At 35.5% G+C, this 19,758-nt stretch carries 16 protein-coding genes; 10 read left to right on the top strand and 6 right to left on the bottom strand.

The genetic code is table 11. The annotated features are described in order from the left end of the window. Positions 1-23: 23 nt before the first annotated feature. From EOJ36_RS04215 to EOJ36_RS04205, 3 genes are all read right to left on the bottom strand, one after another. The gene (locus EOJ36_RS04215; RefSeq protein ID WP_238944401.1) at positions 24-827 is read right to left on the bottom strand and encodes an AraC family transcriptional regulator; all 804 of its coding nucleotides are present in this window, start codon (positions 825-827) and stop codon (positions 24-26) included. A 99-nt stretch (positions 828-926) separates the two neighbouring features. After that, positions 927-2,294: a sensor histidine kinase gene (locus EOJ36_RS04210; protein WP_127802784.1), complete on the bottom strand. Its 1,368-nt coding sequence runs from the start codon at positions 2,292-2,294 to the stop codon at positions 927-929. Beyond that, positions 2,278-2,982 carry a response regulator transcription factor gene (locus EOJ36_RS04205; RefSeq protein WP_127802783.1) on the bottom strand — a complete coding sequence of 235 codons (705 nt, stop codon included), beginning with the start codon at positions 2,980-2,982 and terminating at the stop codon, positions 2,278-2,280. Before EOJ36_RS04205 ends, EOJ36_RS04210 begins: the two co-directional genes overlap by 17 nt. A 115-nt stretch (positions 2,983-3,097) precedes the next feature. Between EOJ36_RS04205 and EOJ36_RS04200 the strand changes: the two genes are divergently transcribed. Genes EOJ36_RS04200 through EOJ36_RS04180 form a run of 5 tightly spaced genes read left to right on the top strand, consistent with a single transcriptional unit; the run spans position 3,098 to position 10,477 of the window. Further along, on the top strand, positions 3,098-4,357 hold the full coding sequence (locus EOJ36_RS04200; protein WP_127802782.1) for a TolC family protein: 1,260 nt from the start codon (positions 3,098-3,100) through the stop codon (positions 4,355-4,357). Position 4,358: 1 nt separating this feature from the next. After that, positions 4,359-5,444, top strand: a complete 1,086-nt coding sequence (locus EOJ36_RS04195; RefSeq protein ID WP_127802781.1) for an efflux RND transporter periplasmic adaptor subunit — start codon at positions 4,359-4,361, stop codon at positions 5,442-5,444. Next, positions 5,425-6,699, top strand: coding sequence for a carbohydrate porin (locus EOJ36_RS04190; protein ID WP_238944400.1), 1,275 nt, complete (start codon positions 5,425-5,427; stop codon positions 6,697-6,699). Before EOJ36_RS04195 ends, EOJ36_RS04190 begins: the two co-directional genes overlap by 20 nt. A 6-nt stretch (positions 6,700-6,705) precedes the next feature. After that, positions 6,706-9,813 (top strand): efflux RND transporter permease subunit, encoded by a 3,108-nt coding sequence (locus EOJ36_RS04185; RefSeq protein ID WP_127802780.1) that lies wholly within the window; start codon positions 6,706-6,708, stop codon positions 9,811-9,813. Between the two features lie 46 nt (positions 9,814-9,859). Then, positions 9,860-10,477 (top strand): 3-keto-disaccharide hydrolase, encoded by a 618-nt coding sequence (locus tag EOJ36_RS04180; protein ID WP_127802779.1) that lies wholly within the window; start codon positions 9,860-9,862, stop codon positions 10,475-10,477. Between the two features lie 16 nt (positions 10,478-10,493). On the opposite strand, the gene lpdA is transcribed toward EOJ36_RS04180, so the two are convergent. Both lpdA and EOJ36_RS04170 read right to left on the bottom strand, forming a co-directional pair. Then, entirely contained in the window at positions 10,494-11,888 is a 1,395-nt protein-coding gene (gene lpdA, locus EOJ36_RS04175) for a dihydrolipoyl dehydrogenase (protein ID WP_127802778.1), read from the bottom strand. 102 nt (positions 11,889-11,990) lie between these two features. After that, complete coding sequence (locus tag EOJ36_RS04170) at positions 11,991-12,347, bottom strand: four helix bundle protein (protein ID WP_127802777.1); 357 nt, start codon at positions 12,345-12,347, stop codon at positions 11,991-11,993. A gap of 183 nt (positions 12,348-12,530) precedes the next feature. Here EOJ36_RS04170 and prfB point away from each other — a divergent pair. From prfB to EOJ36_RS04155, 3 genes are all read left to right on the top strand, one after another. Continuing rightward, positions 12,531-13,605, top strand: a protein-coding gene (gene prfB / locus EOJ36_RS04165) for a peptide chain release factor 2 (protein WP_127802776.1) whose coding sequence is annotated in 2 segments (ribosomal slippage) — positions 12,531-12,590 and positions 12,592-13,605 — 1,074 coding nt in all. Because the reading frame shifts where the segments join, the coding sequence is not laid out codon by codon here. 43 nt (positions 13,606-13,648) lie between these two features. Continuing rightward, positions 13,649-15,343, top strand: a complete 1,695-nt coding sequence (locus tag EOJ36_RS04160; protein WP_127802775.1) for a GMC oxidoreductase — start codon at positions 13,649-13,651, stop codon at positions 15,341-15,343. A 3-nt stretch (positions 15,344-15,346) separates the two neighbouring features. Beyond that, positions 15,347-15,934, top strand: coding sequence for a gluconate 2-dehydrogenase subunit 3 family protein (locus tag EOJ36_RS04155; protein WP_127802774.1), 588 nt, complete (start codon positions 15,347-15,349; stop codon positions 15,932-15,934). Between the two features lie 57 nt (positions 15,935-15,991). Here the strand turns inward: EOJ36_RS04155 and EOJ36_RS04150 are convergent, their stop codons facing one another. Continuing rightward, positions 15,992-16,348, bottom strand: coding sequence for a four helix bundle protein (locus tag EOJ36_RS04150; protein WP_127802773.1), 357 nt, complete (start codon positions 16,346-16,348; stop codon positions 15,992-15,994). Positions 16,349-16,665: 317 nt separating this feature from the next. Here EOJ36_RS04150 and EOJ36_RS04145 point away from each other — a divergent pair, with 317 nt between their 5' ends. Both EOJ36_RS04145 and EOJ36_RS04140 read left to right on the top strand, forming a co-directional pair. Continuing rightward, positions 16,666-17,658 (top strand): glycosyltransferase family 9 protein, encoded by a 993-nt coding sequence (locus EOJ36_RS04145; RefSeq protein WP_127802772.1) that lies wholly within the window; start codon positions 16,666-16,668, stop codon positions 17,656-17,658. 17 nt (positions 17,659-17,675) lie between these two features. Beyond that, complete coding sequence (locus EOJ36_RS04140; RefSeq protein ID WP_127802771.1) at positions 17,676-19,757, top strand: beta-N-acetylhexosaminidase; 2,082 nt, start codon at positions 17,676-17,678, stop codon at positions 19,755-19,757. Position 19,758: the final 1 nt, after the last annotated feature.

The raw sequence follows: 19,758 nt of genomic DNA, 5'->3' as shown, positions 1-19,758 counted from the left end.
TTTTCGGACAAGCTGTTGTAATTTTAGGAAACCAGCTGTTTCATTTCTTCCCGAAATTCACTTGGAGTTTGTCCAGATTTCTTTTTGAAAACGTTGGTGAAATACGATTTTTCGTTGTATCCCAATTCAAAACCTATTTCTGAAATAGTTTTATCCGTACTGACTAATAAATTTTTGGCTTCAATTAATTTTCTTGTTTCAATGATTTCCGAAACCGATTGCTGTAAAATAGTTTGACAAATTTTATTCAAATTTCTCGACGACATGAAAAGCTTTTCGGCATAAAATTCAACACCTTCTGGTCGCCTGAAATTCTCCTCCAATATCTTTAAAAAGTTTTTGAAGGTCTGACTCTGATTTTTTTGCAATACATTTTCTCCATCTTCTTGTTTTTTTCGTTCGGATTCAATCATTGTGAAAAGTGCACTCAGCAAATGTCGAATCACGGAATAATCCGGATTGGATGCTGTATATTCTTCGTTTATGATTTCACAAATATTAGTCAATCGTTTAAAACAGGTATTTGCTGGTAATATCAGGTTTGAGTTGTCGTGGTACAGTGAATACAATTGAAAAGTAGTTTCTGGTATAAATTCACTTTTGAAGCGAAGCACCCACATGTTACAATTATTGTCTTTTAGCAAAACTTTTACCCGATGCACTTTCCCTTTGGTAACAAAACTGATGAAAGGCGCTTCAACAATTGTCTCTTTGAAATCGATGTAATGCTCCAATTGTCCCTCTATTCCAATAATTAATTCTTCATACTGATGCGAATGGGGCTCATTGGCAGAAGCTGCAATTTTTTGCGCTTCTTCGGCATCCATTTGAAATATTTTGAAGGGTTCAACCATGAGGAATATTTGAATATAGGAATATGAGAATATATGAATTTAAGAATTTATTTATCTGTGTAATCCTTTTCATCAATGTAATCTGTGGTTAAGACAGATTGTGAATTTATTCATACCATTCTCATATTCATATTCAATTTTTGCCTGATGCAAATCTAAAATCTTTTTTACTAAAGATAATCCTAAGCCTAGGCCACGCGTTCCTTCACTATTTTTTCCTCTAAAAAAATCGCTAAACAATTGGCTTTGGTCTTCGGGGGAAATTGGATTTCCCGGATTTTCAAAGCTTAAATAAATATGCCCCAATTGTTTCTTTAATTTGATCTTCGCTTCTTTTTTATTGGAATAAGCCAAACAATTGTTTACTAAATTCTGAATGGCCATGCCCATCAAACGTTGATTGCCAACAATGGAAATGTCTTCTTCATTTTCAAAATTTTCATCAATTTCAAAATGTAAAATAAATGCAGGTTCAATTTTTTTCGAATTTTCTATACTCTCAAAAACTAATTCGTCGAGTCGAAGATTAGAAAAATTTAAATGGGTTTGGCTTTCAACTTTGGCAATGTCTAACAAAATGTTAATCATATCACCTAATTTTTTACTGTCGGCTTTGATAGCCTGCAATTCTGTTTTTATCTTCTCAGGATCTTTCTCCAATTCTACCATTTCCAAATTGGAAACTAAAACGGCAATGGGGGTTTTTAATTCATGAGAAATGTGATGAATTGCATTTTTTTGAAAATTATAGGAGGAGTGGAGACTATTTAATAATTCGTTAAATCTTTCAGATAACAAATAAATTTCATCTTTGATTTCAGGTGTAGGCAAATGTAAATTTTGCGTTTCAATATTAATGATTTTTAAGGCCGATGCCATTTGAACCAGTGGTTCTGTAATTTGTTTAGAAAGTAAAAAGGATGTTAATAGGATTAATCCTGAAATGACAAAAAACAAAACTATTAGAGTGACTTTTAAGAAATTTAATTTGGTATAACCAAAAACATCATGTGCCTTTGTAATTGCATAAAAGATTTTTCCATTGAAGATGTAACGCATTCCAATGACATCAAATTCATTTTCGCGCGATTCAACCACATCTTTTTTGTCATTTAATTCTTTTAAAATATCGTTTGAAAATTCAATGACTGTATCATCAATGGAAGAATAAATGAGTTTTTTGTTTTGATTAAAAATCAGGGTCTTTTCTTTGTACAAGCGATTAACAGAAACTTCATTTAATGCCTGTAAAATATTTTGATTGAATTTTTCGGATTCTCCTAAAGTGGTAATCGAAGAAATTGTGTGGTCTTTAATGCGTTGCTGAAATTCTTCTTGTCTGTAATTGTAAAATAAGGTGTAAATCAAAAAAAAGGACACAGCCGTGCTGGTCATTGATAATAAGGAGAAATACAATAAAATTCTACTTCGTATGTTCATTTTCTGAGAGGTAATATCCAAATCCTATTTTAGTTCGCAGTAAATTGGTTGAAAAGGGTTTGTCAATTTTTTTGCGTAAAAAATTAATATACACTTCAATCGTATTATTGTGTTCATCTAATGATCCTCCCCAAATTTCTTTATTTATTTCATTTTTAGAAACAAAATTACCTTTAGCCTGTGCGAGCTTTAACAATAAATTATATTCTCTTTGGGTTAACTCAATTAAAATATTGTTACGCTTAACTTGTTTTTTTTCTAAATCAATGTGTAAATCGTGCACCCAAATTTCTTTCTCAATAGTTTTGGATTTACTCGATGAGCGTTTTAAAATGGCCTTGAGACGAGCCACAACCTCTTTCATGAAAAATGGTTTTGTGATGTAATCATCTGCCCCCATTTCAAAACCTTGAATTTTGTCATCAAAATCATCAAAGGCGGTTAACATTAAAATTGGGCTTGTGTCTTGATTTTCCCTAATCTCTTTGCAAACCTCCCATCCATTTTTAATGGGTAAATCAAGGTCTAGTATTATCGCATCATAGGATTTTTTAGAGATAGCCTGGATGGCAGAATATCCATCGAAAACCGTATCTACATCAAATGATTCTTGAATTAAGTAATCTCTAAGGTTTTTGCTTAGGGTTTTGTCGTCTTCAACCAATAAAATTTTTTGCTTTTTATTCATTTGAAGTATTTAGAAACTTGGATTTTTTAAAGGTAGTAAATATTTATTTTAAAATAATAAAATTTAAGGTCATTTTAAGTTGAATATTTAAATCTTGCATCAAGTTTTCAAATTTATGAAGTTATTAAGTAGATTTTTAGGAGCTTTTTGTATGTTATGGGTTCATGTGGGGCTTTTTGCTGCACCTGATACTTTGTTTGTAAACATTCAACAAGCAGATGATATTTTTTTAAAGTCCAATTACCAATTGTTGGCATCTGGTCTAAACATCAGTAATCAAAAGGCACAATTGTTGCAGGCCTCTTTATATCCGAATCCCTTATTGACTGCAGAAATTAATGCCATTGATCCGGAAAATAATCAAATCTTTCATGTTGGAGGTTCTGGTGAGCAAAATTTTCAATTTGAGCAATTGATTTTAATGGGTGGAAAAAGAAAATCTCAAATTGATTTGGCAAAAAAAAATGTGGAAATGGCTGAATTGTCGTTTCAAGATTTAGTGCGACAATTGAAATACGAATTGCACACAGGATTATACCAACTAAACCAACAGCAATTATTAATTGGAAAATATAATCGCCAACTGAAAATGTTAGACGAGATTTTGAGCGCTTATGAGGAGCAATCCAAACGTGGAAATATTCCTTTAAAGGACGTTGTGCGTTTGAAAGGCGTTTATTTGAATCTAACAAATGAAAGAGCGCAAGTAACAGGCGATTACTATGCAACTTTATCTCAGGTGCAGATTTTATTACAAACCAATAAAATTGTGATGCCAAACATTGAAGATTCTCAGTTTACTAAATTAGTAATGCCCTTTAATTTGGATTACCTTTTAGAGGAGGCTTTGCAAAATCGAACTGACATCCAAATGGGTAAAAAGGATATGGACATTGCAAGTCAATACTTGGATTTACAAAAAAGATTGTCGAAAGCGGATATGACTCTTTATGCCAATTATGACCAAAGAGGTGGTGCATTTTTGCGACAATTTAACGTGGGAGTTCGTGTGCCCTTGATGTGGTTTAATCGAAACCAAGGAAATATTAAATCTGCTGAAACGCAGGTACAATCAAAGAATTTTTTATTTGATGCAATAAAGGTTCAGGTGCAGTCGGAAGTAAAGGGGAATTATTTGCAGTATCAACAAACTGTTTCTGAGTATCAAAAAAACAAAAAATTATACAATGAAGATTTTGAAATTACTTTAAAGGGAATTACTGAAAATTTCAAAAAAGGTAATGTGAGTTTAATTGAATTTGTTGATTTTTTTGAGTCGTATAACAATGCTTTGTCAGAAATGGCACGTTCTCAAATGCAATTGGCAACGTCAGCGGAGCAAATCAAACTAAGTACTGGAAAAGATTTATTTTAATATGAAAAAGATATTTATTTTAAGTTTTATAGGATTTTTTGGCATAATCTCTTGTAGTAAAAAAGAAGATGCAAATGCTGATAACGGAAAGGCATTTCGTTTAAGTGATACCATGATGGCTCGTTGCCAATTCTATACGGTTAAGGAAGAGGACGTAAAAAATGAATTGAAATTGTTTGGAAAAATTCAGGCAGATAACAACAAATTGGCTGATGTGTATTCTTTAGTTGGAGGTAATGTTATTAAAATTAATGTAGAGTTAGGTGATTATGTGAAGAAAGGGCAAGTTTTAGCGGTCATTCGAAGTGGTGAGGTCGCTGGCTTTGAACGCGACCGCTTGGATGCGATTGGTGATGTGGCTGTGGCAGAAAAGAATTTGCAAGTGGCAAAAGACTTATTTAAGGGAAAATTGGCCTCTGAAAAAGATGTAGTGGCTGCTCAAAGAGAGCTTGAACGTCAAAATGCTGAACTAAGCAGAATAAATGAAGTTTTCAATATTTATAATCTAAAGAAGGGCTCAATTTATAACATTACAGCTTCCATGAATGGTTTTATAATAGCTAAAAATGTGAGTCCAAATGAGCAAATCAGGGCAGATAAAGCAGATGCGCTATTTTCAATAGCAGAAATTAATGAGGTCTGGGCAATTGCTAATATCAATGAAAGTGATGTTTCAAGGGTTCAAGTAGGATACGATGCAGAGGTTGCTACTTTGAGTTATCCAGATGATAAATACAAGGGTAAAATTGATAAGATTTTTTCTGCTATAGATCCAGATACCAAAGCTATGAAGGCAAGAATAAGAATTCCTAACGCAAATTATAAATTGAAGCCAGAAATGAATGCTACAATTACGGTGCGTTTTTCGGAGCATCAAAATATGGTTGCAGTACCTAATTCAGCAGTTTTGTTTGATAAAAGTAAGTCATGGGTGATGGTATTTAAAGATAGAACTACTATTGAAACCAGACAAGTTGAGGTATATCGTACCGTGGGCGATCTAACCTATATTTCACACGGCATAACATCAGGTGAGAAGGTGATTTCTGCGAACGGATTATTGATTTATGATGCGCTTAACGATTGAAATGGTTGTAAAGAAAATAATATTTGTATTATTTAGTTTGATGATGGTGAGTACTATATTTGCCCAGGATTCTCTGGGCAAATATTTCGTTCATTTCCAACAAACTGCCATATACCAATATCATCCAGCTTTTTCAGCCAAGTATTCAGGTGATAATTCATTGATTTCAAGTGAAGAAGGAGCTATGTCTATAACCTCCACTTTATTTTTAGATGTGCCTTTGAGTAAAAAGACACACTTTACCTTTAATCCAGAATTATCGGGAGGAAAGGGTCTTTCTGCTGCCAAAGGGATGGGTGGATTTACCAACGGTGAAACGTTTCGTATTGGAAATCCAGAGCCAGTGGTTTATGTGGCCCGTTTATTTGTGTCCCACCAATTTGATTTGGAAAAAGATGAAAGCCTTCAAGTGGTGGTTGGTAAGTTTGGACTAGCAGATTATTTTGATTTTAACACGTATGCGCATGATCCTAGAACGCATTTTATGAACTGGTCTTTGATGAGTTCAGGTGCTTGGGACTATGCTGCCAATACGAGAGGATATACATCAGGCATTTACATTGGATACTTTCAACCAAAATTTTCTTTAAAGTTTGCCTTTGCAGCGGTTCCCACCACTCCAAATGGCCCAGTTTTAGATTATCGCTACGACAAAGCGAATGGTATGAATTTTGAATTTACTAAGCCATTCACTTTGTCGAACAACTGGAAAGGAACTTTTAGAACCTTATTGTATCGTAACCAGGCACCTATGGGTAATTATGCATTAGCAAATTCCCAATCTGGTGTACCTAATTTGGGACCCACCCGACAAGAATACCGAACCAAATCAGGATTTGCTCTAAATGGTGAAATTGGATACAAGGATGAGTGGGGATTGTTCGGTCGATATAGTTGGAATGACGGTGAAAACGAAACCTGGGCATTTACGGAAATTGATGAATCAATATCTTTTGGGGTACATTTTGCCGGTCAAAAATGGAATCGAAAAAATGATTACATGGCCTTTGCCTTGGTTCGAAACGGACTTTCAAAACCACATCAAGAATTCCAACAAAAAGGCGGAATGGGATTTATGATTGGTGATGGAAATTTAAATTATGGAGGTGAGCAGATTTTGGAAGGATTTTATCAGTACCAAATCCATCCAAATGTTTATTTAACTCCCGATTATCAATTTGTGATCAATCCGGGGTATAACAAAGACCGCGGTCCCGTTCACGTTTTTAGTATTAGAGTACACAGCGAATTTTAATTGGATATGAATAAGTTTATCAAAAATTTATTGGCTTTTTCCCTGAAAAACAGATTTTTTACACTGTTTTGGGTAGGTTTATTGACCATCGCCGGCGTGGTTTCTTATGTCAATATTCCGATTGAAGCCTTCCCTGATGTTACAAATACACAAATCATCATTGTAACCGAATGGAATGGTCGTAGTGCCGAGGAAGTCGAACGGTTTGTAACCACACCGATTGAAATTTCCATGAACTCTGTTCAGAAAAAGACAAACGTGCGTTCCATAACTATGTTTGGACTTTCGGTAATTAAAGTGATTTTTGAGGATGATGTGGAGGATTTCTTTGCTCGTCAACAAGTAAATAACCTTTTAAATACAGTAACCCTTCCAGAGGGTGTAGAGCCTGACGTACAACCCCCTTATGGTCCAACGGGTGAAATTTTTAGATATACCTTAAAAAGTAAAGAACGTGATTCAAGAGAATTGTTAACGATTCAAAATTGGACCATAGACCGACAATTGCGAGCAGTACCTGGGGTGGCAGATATTGTTGCCTTTGGTGGTAGAGAAAAGACTTATGAGATTGCCATGGACCCAGTCAAATTGCAAAAATATGACCTGACCCCATTGGAATTATATACGGCCATTTCAAAATCTAATTTGAATGTGGGGGGTGATGTGATAGAAAAAAATGGGCAAGCTTTTGTGGTGCGAGGTATCGGGCTTTTGAAAACCATTGAAGACATTGAAAATACGATTGTTGATAATTACAATGGCAACCCATTAATGGTTAAAAACGTTGCAACGGTTGTTGAAAGCAATTTGCCACGTGTGGGCCAGGTTGGTTTAAATACAAATGATGATGTGGTGGAAGGAATTGTGGTTATGAGAAAGGGCGAAAATCCATCTGAAGTATTAGGACGATTAAAAACCAAAATTGACGAATTAAATACCAAGGTTCTTCCAAAAGATGTACAAATGGTAACCTTTTATGACCGTGATAATTTAATGGCTTACTGTACCAAAACGGTAATGCATAATTTATTAGAAGGAATTATTTTGGTTACTGTCATTGTATTTGTTTTTATGGCCGATTGGAGGACAACAGTTATCGTTTCTATCGTAATTCCTCTCGCCTTATTGTTTGCCTTTTTGTGTTTAAAATTAAAAGGTATGAGCGCTAATTTACTTTCCTTAGGGGCTGTGGATTTTGGTATTATTATTGATGGTGCAGTAGTAATGGTTGAGGGACTATTTGTGACCCTTGACCACAAGGCCCAAAAATTAGGAATGGAAAAGTTTAATAAACTCGCTAAAATGAGTTTGATTAAAAAGACAGGAACAGGTCTTGGAAAAGCGATTTTCTTTTCTAAATTAATTATTATATCCGCCTTATTGCCAATTTTCGCCTTTCAAAAAGTTGAAGGAAAAATGTTTAGTCCATTGGCATTTACACTTGGTTTTGCACTTTTAGGAGCCTTAATTTTTACACTTACCTTGGTGCCGGTTTTAAGCTCGATGCTTTTGAATAAAAATGTGAAGGAAAAACATAATTTCTTTATCAATTTTATTAATTCAAGGGTTGAAAGAGGTTTTCGTTGGACTTTTGCTAATAAAAAAACTACACTCGTTTTCTCAATTGTAATCTTTTTTGCTTCTATTTTCTCCATTAAATGGTTGGGTACGGAGTTTTTACCTCCATTAAACGAAGGGGCTTTGTGGGTTGAGGCCAAATTACCAATGAGCACTTCACTGCCTCAAACGGTAAAAATGGTTAAAACTTTACGAAGTGAATTGCGGAAATTTCCTGAGGTAAATGGGGTATTGTCGCAAGTGGGTAGAAGTAATGATGGTACAGACCCAAGTGGATTTTACTACGTTCAAATGCAGGTGAATTTAAAGCCTAAAGAAGAATGGGAACGCAAATTGACCTTGGATGAATTGGTAAATGAAATGGACCACCGTTTGAAAAATTACCAAGGAATCAATTACAATTATTCTCAGCCCATTATTGATAATGTAGCGGAGGCGGTTGCAGGTATGAATGCTTCCAATGCCGTCAAAATATATGGGGATGATTTGAATACCCTGAATGATTTGTCTAACCAGGTAATGAATCAAATCAAAAATGTGGAAGGGATAAAAGATTTGGGTATTCTTAGAAATGTAGGACAACCTGAAATGGAGATTTTATTGGATGAAGAGAAAATGGCGATTTATGGGGTCACCAAGGCCGATGCGCAAGCTGTAATTGAAATGGCCATTGGAGGAAAAACTGCCACCCAAAAATATGAAGGCGAAAAGAAATTTGATATTCGAATCCGTTTTGATAAAAATTATCGAACCAATGAATCGGATGTAATGCGTTTGATGATTCCTACAATCAAAGGGGAGAAGATTCCTTTGAAAGAAATAGCAACCTTGGAAGAAGCCACAGGTCCTGCTTTTATTTATCGAGACAATACCAAACGTTTTATTGGTGTGAAATTCTCAGTGCGTGATCGAGATTTAGGAAGTACCATTGCCGAAGCTCAACAAAAAGTAATTAAAAACATTAAATTACCTGAGGGATATTCCATCGGTTGGGCGGGTGAGTTTGAAAATCAGGTGCGGGCCACCAATCGTTTAGGTCAAGTCGTTCCTATAAGTTTATTGATGATTTTTGTCCTATTATTCATCATGTTTGGCAATGCAAAAGATGCAGGATATGTCCTCATCAATGTGCCTTTCGCATTGGTAGGTGGTATTGTGGCCTTGCACTTAACCGGAATTAATTTTGGTATTTCTGCCGGGGTAGGATTCATCGCCTTATTTGGTATTTGTATCCAAAATGGCGTGATTTTAATTTCAGAAATTCAAATTCAACATAAATTAGAACCCCATTTAGATGTAGCAATCTTAAATGCCGTAAAATTAAGAACCCGACCTGTTGTTATGACCGCGCTCATGGCTGCTATCGGTCTATTGCCTGCTGCCATGAGCACAGGTATTGGTTCTGAAAGTCAGAAACCTTTGGCCATTGTTATCATAGGTGGATTAGTTACCGCAACTTTATTTATCTTATTGGTATTCCCAATAATTTACCATGCGGCTATGTTGAAGCGATTAAGTAAAAGAAAATTGGCATAAAAAATTAATATTTTTTCATAAATTAGTGCAAAACTAAATTTTAACGATGAAAAAAATATTTTTATTTGCACTGCTATTACCCTTGTCGGGATTTTCTCAATCTAAAAAATGGATTGATTTATTCAATGGGAAGGATTTGAACGACTGGAAGATGTCTGACAATACCCAAACCTTTTCTGTTCAAGATGGCTTATTAATGGTTGAAGGGCCAAGAAATCATTTGTTCTACAACGGTCCTGTAGCAAATCACGATTTCAAAGATTTTGAGTTAGAAGCTGAAATTATGACTTATCCGGGGGCCAACTCGGGAGTGTACGTTTGTACGGAATTTTTGCCAAATGATTGGCCAAAAGCCGGATACGAAATTCAAGTGAATAATTCCCATACCGATTGGCGCAGATCTGCATCTTTGTACAATATTGTTGATGTGGCCGAATTGAATGTAAAGGACAATCAGTGGTATAAAATGAATATTACCGTAAAGGGCAATCGAATTGTGACTAAATTAAATGGAGTTACCGTTGTTGATTACACACAGCCTGAAACGCCTAATCGTAACGAGGGTAATAAATTAAGGGTCATAAAAAATGGAACCATTGCAATCCAAGGCCATGATCCCAAAAGTAAAATTGCTTATAAAAGTATAAAGGTTCGACTATTGTAGTCGAACCTTTATACTTTTATAAATCTACTGCTTCACCGTAGGCAGCTTCTGTTGCCCCTTTGAAGGATTCAGAAATGGTTGGGTGAGGGTGAACAGATTTCATAATCTCATGTGCAGTGGATTCTAATTTGCGAACCACAACTGCCTCAGCAATCATTTCCGTTACATTGTAGCCAATCATGTGGCAACCTAATAGTTCGCCATATTTAGCGTCGTAAATTACTTTTACAAAACCATCACGTGCACCTGCGGCTGTTGCTTTACCAGAGGCTACAAATGGGAATTTACCTACTTTGATATCGTATCCAGCTTCTTTTGCTTTTTTCTCTGTCATTCCCACTGAAGCAATTTCAGGAGAGCAATACGTACAACCAGGAATATTTGTATAATCTAATGGTTCCGTTTTATGTCCAGCCAATTTCTCTGCACAAATGATTCCTTCTGCAGAAGCAACGTGTGCTAAAGCAGGACCCGGAGTTACGTCTCCAATGGCATAATATCCTGGGATATTTGTTTCATAGTAAGCAGAAACTGGAATTTTACCTTTATCAACAATGATACCAACTTCTTCTAATCCGATATTCTCTAAATTTGAAATTACACCAGCTGCAGAAAGTACGATATCGCAATTGATCTCTTGGTTTCCAGATGGAGTTTTTACAGAAACTTTACATCCTTTTCCTTTGGTATCAACCGACTCTACACTAGAGCTTGTTAAAATTTCAATACCTAATTTCTTGTATTGCTTAGCCAATTCTTTGGAAACATCTTCGTCTTCAACCGGAACGATATTTGGCAAGAATTCTACGATGGTAACTTTTGTTCCCATAGCAGCATAAACATAAGCAAATTCAACGCCAATAGCACCAGAACCAATTACTACCATTGAATCTGGACGCTTTGAAAGACTCATAGCCTTGCGGTAGTCGATTACTTTCTCTCCATCAATTGGAATATTTGGCAAAGCACGCGCACGAGCACCCGTTGCAATCATGATGTTTTTAGCTTCATAAGTTGTAGCCTTTCCATCAGCATCTGTCACCTCAATTTTCTTTCCTGGCTTGATTTTACCAAAACCCATGATAACATCAATCTTGTTCTTTTTCATCAAGAATTGAACACCTTTGCTCATGGTATCTGCTACTCCTCTTGAGCGAGAAATTACCGCATTGAAATCCGCTTCTGCACCCTTAACAGTAATTCCGTAGTCAGATGCATGTTTAATATATTCAAATACTTGTGCAGATTTTAAAAGGGCTTTTGTTGGAATACAACCCCAGTTAAGGCAAATTCCACCTAAAGATTCCTTTTCAACTACAGCACATTTTAAGCCTAATTGTGATGCTCTGATTGCGGCCACATATCCTCCAGGACCGGAACCAAGCACGATTAAATCGTATTGTTGCGACATTGTCTTGCTTGAATTTAGAATTAGGGTGCAATTTACGAGAAAATTGTTAATTGTTAATTGTTAATTGTTAATTGTTAATTGTTAATTGTTAATTGTTAATTGTTAATTGTTTTTGCTTTGTTTGCAACTTTTAATAATTGATGTAATAATTTTGAGTAACTCAATTACTGATTTATTTAAATTTTCAATTCTTTCTTTTTCAACTTTTTCAACGATTTCTAAAATTTCCAACCAATAGATTGTTTCATTCGCTTCTTTTTGTGCGATACTCATTTTGTGAATGAAATCAGCAGTTGATTGCGCATGTTCGGCTTCTCTAATTTGAGCTCCAATACTTGTACCAGATTTTTTTAATTGGCCAGAGATTACATATTCTTTATTTTGAATAAGAAGCTGACAATATCTTACTATTTCTACTGCAAATAATATGGATTTGTCTTTTATTATATTTTGTTTCATATTTTTGTGGTTAGTGAACAAATTTATTTAGTTAATTAATTTTGGAGAAATAATTAACTTATAATTTGTATAAGTAAATTTATTTTTACTCAATTAACAATTAACAATTAACAATTAACAATTAACAATTAACAATTAACAATTAACAATTAACAATTAACAATTAACAATTAACAATTAACAATGACAAAAGACAGGTTCAATGACCTGAAAGCCAGAATAGAGGCTTTGAGGAGGTATCTTTGACTACGACAAGAAGAAATACGACATATCAGAATTAGAAACCAAAACGCTCGATCCAGATTTTTGGAATAATCCAGAGAGAGCTGAAACTACCTTACGAGAACTCCGTGGACTAAAATTTTGGACAGAAGGTTTCGACCAACTTTCTGAATACCTTGGCGACTTAGAAACCATTTGGGAGTTTTATGACCTCAATGAAGCCACTGAAGAGGAGGTAGATGCCGAAGGTAAAAAACTCGAAGACCTTTTAGATTCACTTGAATTCCGAAAAATGATGTCGGATGAGGGAGATAACCTTAGTGCTGTGCTTGAAATAAATGCAGGGGCCGGAGGAACCGAATCACAAGATTGGGCAAATATGTTGTTACGTATGTACAGCATGTGGGCTGAAAAAAATAATTTTAAAGTTAAGGTTGCTGACATCAATGATGGCGATGTGGCCGGAATTAAGTCGGTAACCATCGAAATTGAAGGGGAATTTGCCTACGGAAACTTGAAGTCCGAAAATGGTGTGCACCGCCTGGTGCGTATTTCACCATTCGACTCCAATGCGCGTAGACATACTTCTTTCGCTTCCGTTTACGTCTATCCTTTGGTAGATGATTCCATTGAAATTGATGTGAACCCTGCCGATATCGATTGGGATACTTTTCGTTCTGGTGGTGCAGGTGGACAAAATGTTAACAAGGTTGAAACGGCAGTTCGTTTGACCCACAAACCTTCGGGAATCATCATCGCTTGTCAACAAGAGCGCTCGCAATTACAAAATAAAGAAGTAGCTCTACGTTTATTAAAATCCAAATTGTACCAATTGGAAATTGATAAACGAAACGCAGCACGTGCAGAGGTTGAAGCCGGTAAAATGAAAATTGAATGGGGATCCCAAATTAGAAGTTATGTTTTAGATGACCGACGCGTAAAAGACCACCGAACCAATTACCAAACCTCCAATACAGAAGCAGTATTGGATGGCGATATTAATGAATTTATAAAAGCGTACCTAATGAGTAACTAATTTAGTTGAAAGTGGAAAGTTGAAAGTGGAAAACTATTGAACTATGAAAAAATTTGATGCAATTGTAATCGGTTCAGGTATATCTGGGGGTTGGGCCGCGAAAGAACTATGTGAAAAGGGACTTAAAACCTTAGTGATTGAAAAAGGCCGAATGGTGAAACATGTGGAGGATTATCCAACTATGAGCATGGATTCCTGGGACATGGAACACCGCGGAGCCATGACTTTGGAAGATACCCAAAAACATCACGTTCAAATCAGATCCGGATTTGTTGGCGATTCTACCAAACACTTTTTTACCAATGACCTCGAAAATCCTTACCAAGAAAAGCAACGTTTCGACTGGATTCGAGGCAATCAGGTAGGGGGCCGTTCCCTAACTTGGGGAAAACAAGTGTATCGTTGGTCGGATTATGATTTCGAATCGAATATTCGTGAAGGAATTGGAATCGATTGGCCTATTCGTTATAAGGATATTGCGCCTTGGTATTCCTATGTGGAGAAATTCATTGGGGTTTCTGGCGAGAAAATGGGGCTCGACCATTTACCAGATGGAGAGTTTTTGCCCCCATTTGAAATGAATTGTGTGGAAAAACATTTCCGCACTGAAATGGAAAAGAAATTCAAAAATAGACCGGTTACGATTGGTCGAATTGCACATATTACTAAAGCGCAACCCTGGCACATTGAATTAGGAAGAAGTGAATGTCAAAACAGAAATAGATGCTCTCGCGGTTGTCCGTATGGTGCCTATTTTAGTAGCAATTCTGCTACTTTACCTGCAGCCAATCGAACAGGAAATTTAACGATTCGACCAAATGCCATCGTTCATTCTATTATAATGGATCCAAAAACGAATAAAGCAAAGGGTGTTCGAGTGATTGATGCAGAAACGTTTGAGGTTGTTGAATATGCAGCCAAAATTGTTTTTGTATGCGCCTCAACTTTAGGGACAACACAGATTTTGTTGAATTCGAAATCTGCTCGTTACCCGAATGGATTAGGAAATGATTCGGGTGAATTAGGGCATAATTTGATGGATCATCACTACCATGTGGGTGCAACGGCAACTTTTGATGGTTTTGAGGATATGTATTACAAGGGTCGAAAACCCACTTCTTTGTTCATTCCAAAATTTGTTAATATTTCTCCGCAAACCAAAGTGCCAGAATTTTTACGAGGGTACGATTACCAAGCTGCCAATTCTGGTCGAGCCGATTGGGGAAGAGGCAACAGTATCGCCGGTGTTGGAGCCGAATTCAAGGATGGTTTAATGAAACCTGGCGGATGGTCTATGGGTTTGATGGGCTTTGGCGAAACACTTCCTTACCACGAAAATCAAGTGACTTTACATGAAACATTAAAAGATAAATGGGGAATCCCACAATTAGTATTGGATGCAGGTTTGAAGGATAATGAGTGGAAAATGCGCAAGCGGATGGCAACTGATGCCGCAGAAATGTTGGAAGCCTCTGGATTTAAAAATGTAGCTACATTTGATAATGTGGGTGGATTCGGAAACGGAATTCACGAAATGGGTACTGCTCGAATGGGTAGAGATCCGAAAACTTCAGTATTAAATGCACACAATCAAATACATGGTGTACCAAATGTTTTCGTTACCGATGGTTCTTGTATGACTTCAGCCAATTGCGTGAATCCAAGTATTACCTATATGGCCTTAACTGCAAGGGCCGTGAATTTTGCCGTTTCAGAACTTAAAAAGAAAAATTTGTAAGCCATGGACAGAAGAGAATATATCAAAAATAGTGCAGCTCTGTTAGGGCTTGCTATGAGTCAAACAAAAATTGGCAAAATTCTTTCCGATTGGGAAAAAACATCTGCAGACATACCTACAATTTTTAATGAATTTCAGTGGTCAATGGTGCAAGATATTGCAGAAACTATTTGTCCAAAAACGCAAAGTCCTGGCGCCATTGAATTAAAAGTGCCCGAATTTATTGCCTTGATGGTTAAAGATACCATGAGCAAAAAGGATCAAAAGGCTTTTCAAGAAGGTATTCAAGAGTTAGATCAGCAAGCGATTCTCCAGTTTACCAAGCCATATTTGAGCCTAGCTAAAGAACAAAAAGAAAAATTATTAACCCGATTAGATGCTGATTCCCCTCATTTTCCTCCTACTATGTGGGGTATAGTCTTAGTTGAAAATCCAGCACCGATTACCTTTTTTCGACGATTCAAAAGCTTAACATTAATGGGCTATTTTTCTTCCGAAAAAATTGGAAAAGACTTTTTAGTTTATGACCCAATCCCCGGCAAATTCATCGGCTGCATGCCTCTGAATGGGCAGAATGGGTGGACGGAGTAGTTTAATTGTTAATTGTTAATTGTTAATTGTTAATGGTTGATTGTTAATGGTTGATGTTTAATGTTTAAGATTTTTTTTGGAACTCTTTATAATTGAAGTTAAAATTTTTAATAATTCAATAACTGAATTCTGTAATTTTTGAATTTCCTCTTTATCTGTAAATTCTAGATTATATAAAATTTCCAGCCAATAGATCGTTTCATTCGTCTCCTTCTGAGCAATACTTAATTTATTGACAAAATCTGCTTTGGATTGTGCATGTTCGGCTTCCCTAATTTGTGCTCCAATACTTGTTCCTGATTTTTTTAATTGATTAGAAATTATAAATTCTTTATTTTTAAAAAGTATTTCGCAAAATTTGACTATTTCTATTGCAAAGATTGAAGATTTATCTTTAATTATATTTTGTTTCATATTTTTGTGGTTATACGGTAAAGGTATTTTATCCAATATTTTAAAAGAAATAAAAGACTTATAATTTGTATAAAAAAACTTATTTTTTATCTAATTAACCATTAACCATTAACCATTAACCATTAACCATCAACCATTAACCATCAACCATTAACCATTAACCATTAACCATTAACCATTAACCATTAACCATTAACCATTAACCATTAGCCATTAACAATCAACCATCAACCATCAACCATTAACCATTAACCATTAACCATTAACAATTAACAATTAACCATTAACCATTAACAATTAACAATTAACAATTAAATATGCGCCTTCTCTTCCTCCGTTTTTCCTCCATAGGTGATATTGCGCTTACAAGTGCCGCCATTCGCTGCGCTAAATTGCAAATACCAAATGTAGAGATACATTATGCGACAAAATTGTCGATGAAGGCAGTAACAGAGGGTAATCCCTATATTACTAAATTTCATTACCTAGATGATAGTTTCTCGGAACTTGTAAATTCTCTAAAACAAGAAAATTTCGATTATGTCATCGATTTGCATAAAAATCTGAGAACCTTACGATTGAAATTGGCTTTGAGAAAACCTGCTTTTTCTTATAATAAGGCAATTTTTCAACGTTTTTTATTGACAAAATTTGGGATTAATTTAATGCCCAAGCGACATATTGTTCTTCGTTTTGTGGATACGCTGGCACCCTTGGGAGTAAGTTATGATGGCAAGGGTCAGGACTATTTTATACCAAAAGAAACAATTGCTCCAGAGATTCCAGCACCTTTTCAAAAGAATTATGTTGCCTTAGTTATTGGTGCGACTTATTTTACCAAAAAACTTCCAACACATAAAATCATTGAACTCATTAGCAAAATTGATGCCAAAGTATTAGTTATTGGAGGTAAAAAGGAGGAAGAAGAAGGTCTAGAAATTGCAAAGCATTTCCCCGATAAGGTCTGGAATACCTGCGGACAATTTAATTTACATCAATCTGTCATGCTGGTTAGAGATGCTGCTTTGGTAGTAGCACATGACACCGGTTTGATGCATATTTCTTGTGCTTTTTCAAAAGACTTGATCATGCTATGGGGTGGAACTGCCCCTAAATTACAATTTTATCCATTTTACCCCGATAAGGCCCAAAATTTCAAATACGATGCCTTAGTTCCTGGTTTGTCTTGTCAGCCATGTTCCCATTTTGGATTAAAAAAATGTCCGAAAGGTCATTTTAAATGCATGAATAATCAAGATATACCTCAAATTGCTTCTGAAATTCAAGCATTTTTGAATAAATTGCAGTAATTATTCTAAACCTTAATATGAAAAAAATATCCCTAAGCATTTTGCTTTGGTTGTGCTTGTTTATATCCACTTTTGCACAGAAAATACCAATTTTACCAATCCCCCAAAAAGTTGAAGTTTCAAATGGCAGATTGCGATTCAACAAAAAATTAAATATTGTAATTTCTCAAGATCAATCGGAGAAGATACGTCAAGCAATCAATAGATTTCAATTCAATTGGGAGAAAAAGACATTGATAAAAGTATCTAATTTGTCTTCTTTACCAAGTGATTTGAATTTGCAAGTAGATGAAAAATGGAAGGGCCAATCGTCATCTTTAGAAGAATACGAATTAAAAATTCAATCGGATATTTCCTTAAAAGCAAAATCAGATGCTGGTATTTTACATGGATTGGAGTCATTAGCCCAATTGATTCAATCAGATTCTGTAAGCTATTTTTTACCTCAAGTTAAAATTTCCGATTGGCCACGATTTAAACATCGTGGATTAATGATTGATGTAGCTAGACATTTTATTCCATTGGATCGAATTCAAAGAAGTATTGATGCAATGGCTGCATCCAAAATGAATGTGCTACATTTGCATCTTTCCGACGATGAGGGCTTTCGGATCGAATCTAAAAAGTATCCTTTATTGCACCAAAAGGGTTCAAATGGGGAGTATTTTACGCAGGCAGAAATTGCAAAAATTGTTTCCTATGCAACTGAAAGAAATATTGAAGTAATTCCTGAATTTGATTTACCGGGACATTCAAAAAGTTGGTTTGTTGGTTATCGAGATTTAGCTTCTGAAGATAAGGAATACACCATTGGCCCTCGATTTGTTATTGAAGAAGGTGCGAAGGTAAATCTGATGTCGATTACTCAAATGATTAATTCGCAGGCTACACCTACCATTAATCCGGCAAATGAAAAGACCTATAAATTTTTAGAAGGATTGTTTAAGGAGATGGCTGCATTATTTCCAAGTCCTTATTTTCATATAGGCATGGATGAAAACAATGGCATTGCTTGGAAAAATAATCCTTCCATTCAAGCTTTTATGAAAAGCAAAAAGATTGCGAATGAACATGAATTGCAAGCTTATTTTGGAGAACGATTAAATCAAATCCTAAAAAAAATTGGAAAGAAAACCGTTGTCTGGGAGGAGGGTTTTCATCCAAATATGAGCAAGGATATGCTTGTGCAATTATGGAAACCTGCTATGATGGGAAAGGTTTTACAGGCTCATGAAGTAGCGAGCAATCAGCAGCAAACAATAATTTCTCGCGGTTTTTATCTGGATTATTTTATGTCTTCGGCCTTTCATTACATGAATCCTGAAATCTTAAATTTGAAATCCGATGAGGGTGTTTTAGGTGGAGAAGCAGCTATTTGGACCGAATTGGTTGATAAAAATAATTTTGAACTGCGTATTTGGCCTCGTGCAATATCAGTCGCCGCTCGTTTGTGGTCTGCAAAAGAAGAACAAAATGTGAGCTCTTTTTATCAGAATCTCCAAGCTTTCGACCAACATTTGATTAGTTTAGGATTGCAACATCAGGCCCAATCTGAAAATCACCTGCAAGTTTTATTAGGTGAAGCCCTCTCTGATACCGACAGAGAATTATTCGGAATCCTAACTCCTCTGAGAGGTTTTAAACGCTTGATGAATGTTATGACCCAACCTACATCTAATCAGTTTTCACATTTCGAGCAATTTGCAGATGCATTACCATCAGATTCTTATGCTAAAATGGAATTTAGAGATTTGATTCAAACTTATTTACAAGATAAACTAAATGTAGAGAAACGAAATCAATTGATTGCCCAATTGAACAAATGGGCATCTTTGTATACTTACGTTGAAAAAAAATCTAAAAAATCTATAAATCTGCAGCCTTTGCTACCTTTGGTCAAGCAGATTTCTTACAATTGTCAATTAGTTTCTAATAAATTGAACATGTTAGATGCTAAATCAGATGAAGAAATTTTACGTGAAATTTCCAAACTAAAGAAAACAGCTGTTTCGGATCTTGAATGTGTGATTTCAGATGAATTGGAGTCTATTGTAAATGGAAAATTAAAAGAAATTGACCTAAAATTATCCTTATTTTAAC

This window comes from Sandaracinomonas limnophila (genome assembly GCF_004005965.1).
GTDB lineage: Bacteria > Bacteroidota > Bacteroidia > Cytophagales > Spirosomataceae > Sandaracinomonas > Sandaracinomonas limnophila.
The sequence above is the reverse complement of the archived record's forward strand: the minus strand, read 5'-3'. Positions and strand labels throughout refer to the sequence as shown.

Excerpts from the sequence above, each read along its gene's own strand:
- EOJ36_RS04150 (WP_127802773.1), bottom strand. The coding sequence starts at position 16,348 with ATGAAACAAAATATAATTAAAGATAAATCTTCAATCTTTGCAATAGAA.
- EOJ36_RS04155 (WP_127802774.1), top strand. The coding sequence starts at position 15,347 with ATGGACAGAAGAGAATATATCAAAAATAGTGCAGCTCTGTTAGGGCTT.
- EOJ36_RS04170 (WP_127802777.1), bottom strand. The coding sequence starts at position 12,347 with ATGAAACAAAATATAATAAAAGACAAATCCATATTATTTGCAGTAGAA.
- EOJ36_RS04205 (WP_127802783.1), bottom strand. The coding sequence starts at position 2,982 with ATGAATAAAAAGCAAAAAATTTTATTGGTTGAAGACGACAAAACCCTA.
- EOJ36_RS04210 (WP_127802784.1), bottom strand. The coding sequence starts at position 2,294 with ATGAACATACGAAGTAGAATTTTATTGTATTTCTCCTTATTATCAATG.
- EOJ36_RS04215 (WP_238944401.1), bottom strand. The coding sequence starts at position 827 with ATGGATGCCGAAGAAGCGCAAAAAATTGCAGCTTCTGCCAATGAGCCC.
- EOJ36_RS04200 (WP_127802782.1), top strand. The coding sequence starts at position 3,098 with ATGAAGTTATTAAGTAGATTTTTAGGAGCTTTTTGTATGTTATGGGTT.
- EOJ36_RS04140 (WP_127802771.1), top strand. The coding sequence starts at position 17,676 with ATGAAAAAAATATCCCTAAGCATTTTGCTTTGGTTGTGCTTGTTTATA.
- lpdA (WP_127802778.1), bottom strand. The coding sequence starts at position 11,888 with ATGTCGCAACAATACGATTTAATCGTGCTTGGTTCCGGTCCTGGAGGA.
- EOJ36_RS04195 (WP_127802781.1), top strand. The coding sequence starts at position 4,359 with ATGAAAAAGATATTTATTTTAAGTTTTATAGGATTTTTTGGCATAATC.
- EOJ36_RS04145 (WP_127802772.1), top strand. The coding sequence starts at position 16,666 with ATGCGCCTTCTCTTCCTCCGTTTTTCCTCCATAGGTGATATTGCGCTT.
- EOJ36_RS04190 (WP_238944400.1), top strand. The coding sequence starts at position 5,425 with ATGATGCGCTTAACGATTGAAATGGTTGTAAAGAAAATAATATTTGTA.
- EOJ36_RS04160 (WP_127802775.1), top strand. The coding sequence starts at position 13,649 with ATGAAAAAATTTGATGCAATTGTAATCGGTTCAGGTATATCTGGGGGT.
- EOJ36_RS04180 (WP_127802779.1), top strand. The coding sequence starts at position 9,860 with ATGAAAAAAATATTTTTATTTGCACTGCTATTACCCTTGTCGGGATTT.
- EOJ36_RS04185 (WP_127802780.1), top strand. The coding sequence starts at position 6,706 with ATGAATAAGTTTATCAAAAATTTATTGGCTTTTTCCCTGAAAAACAGA.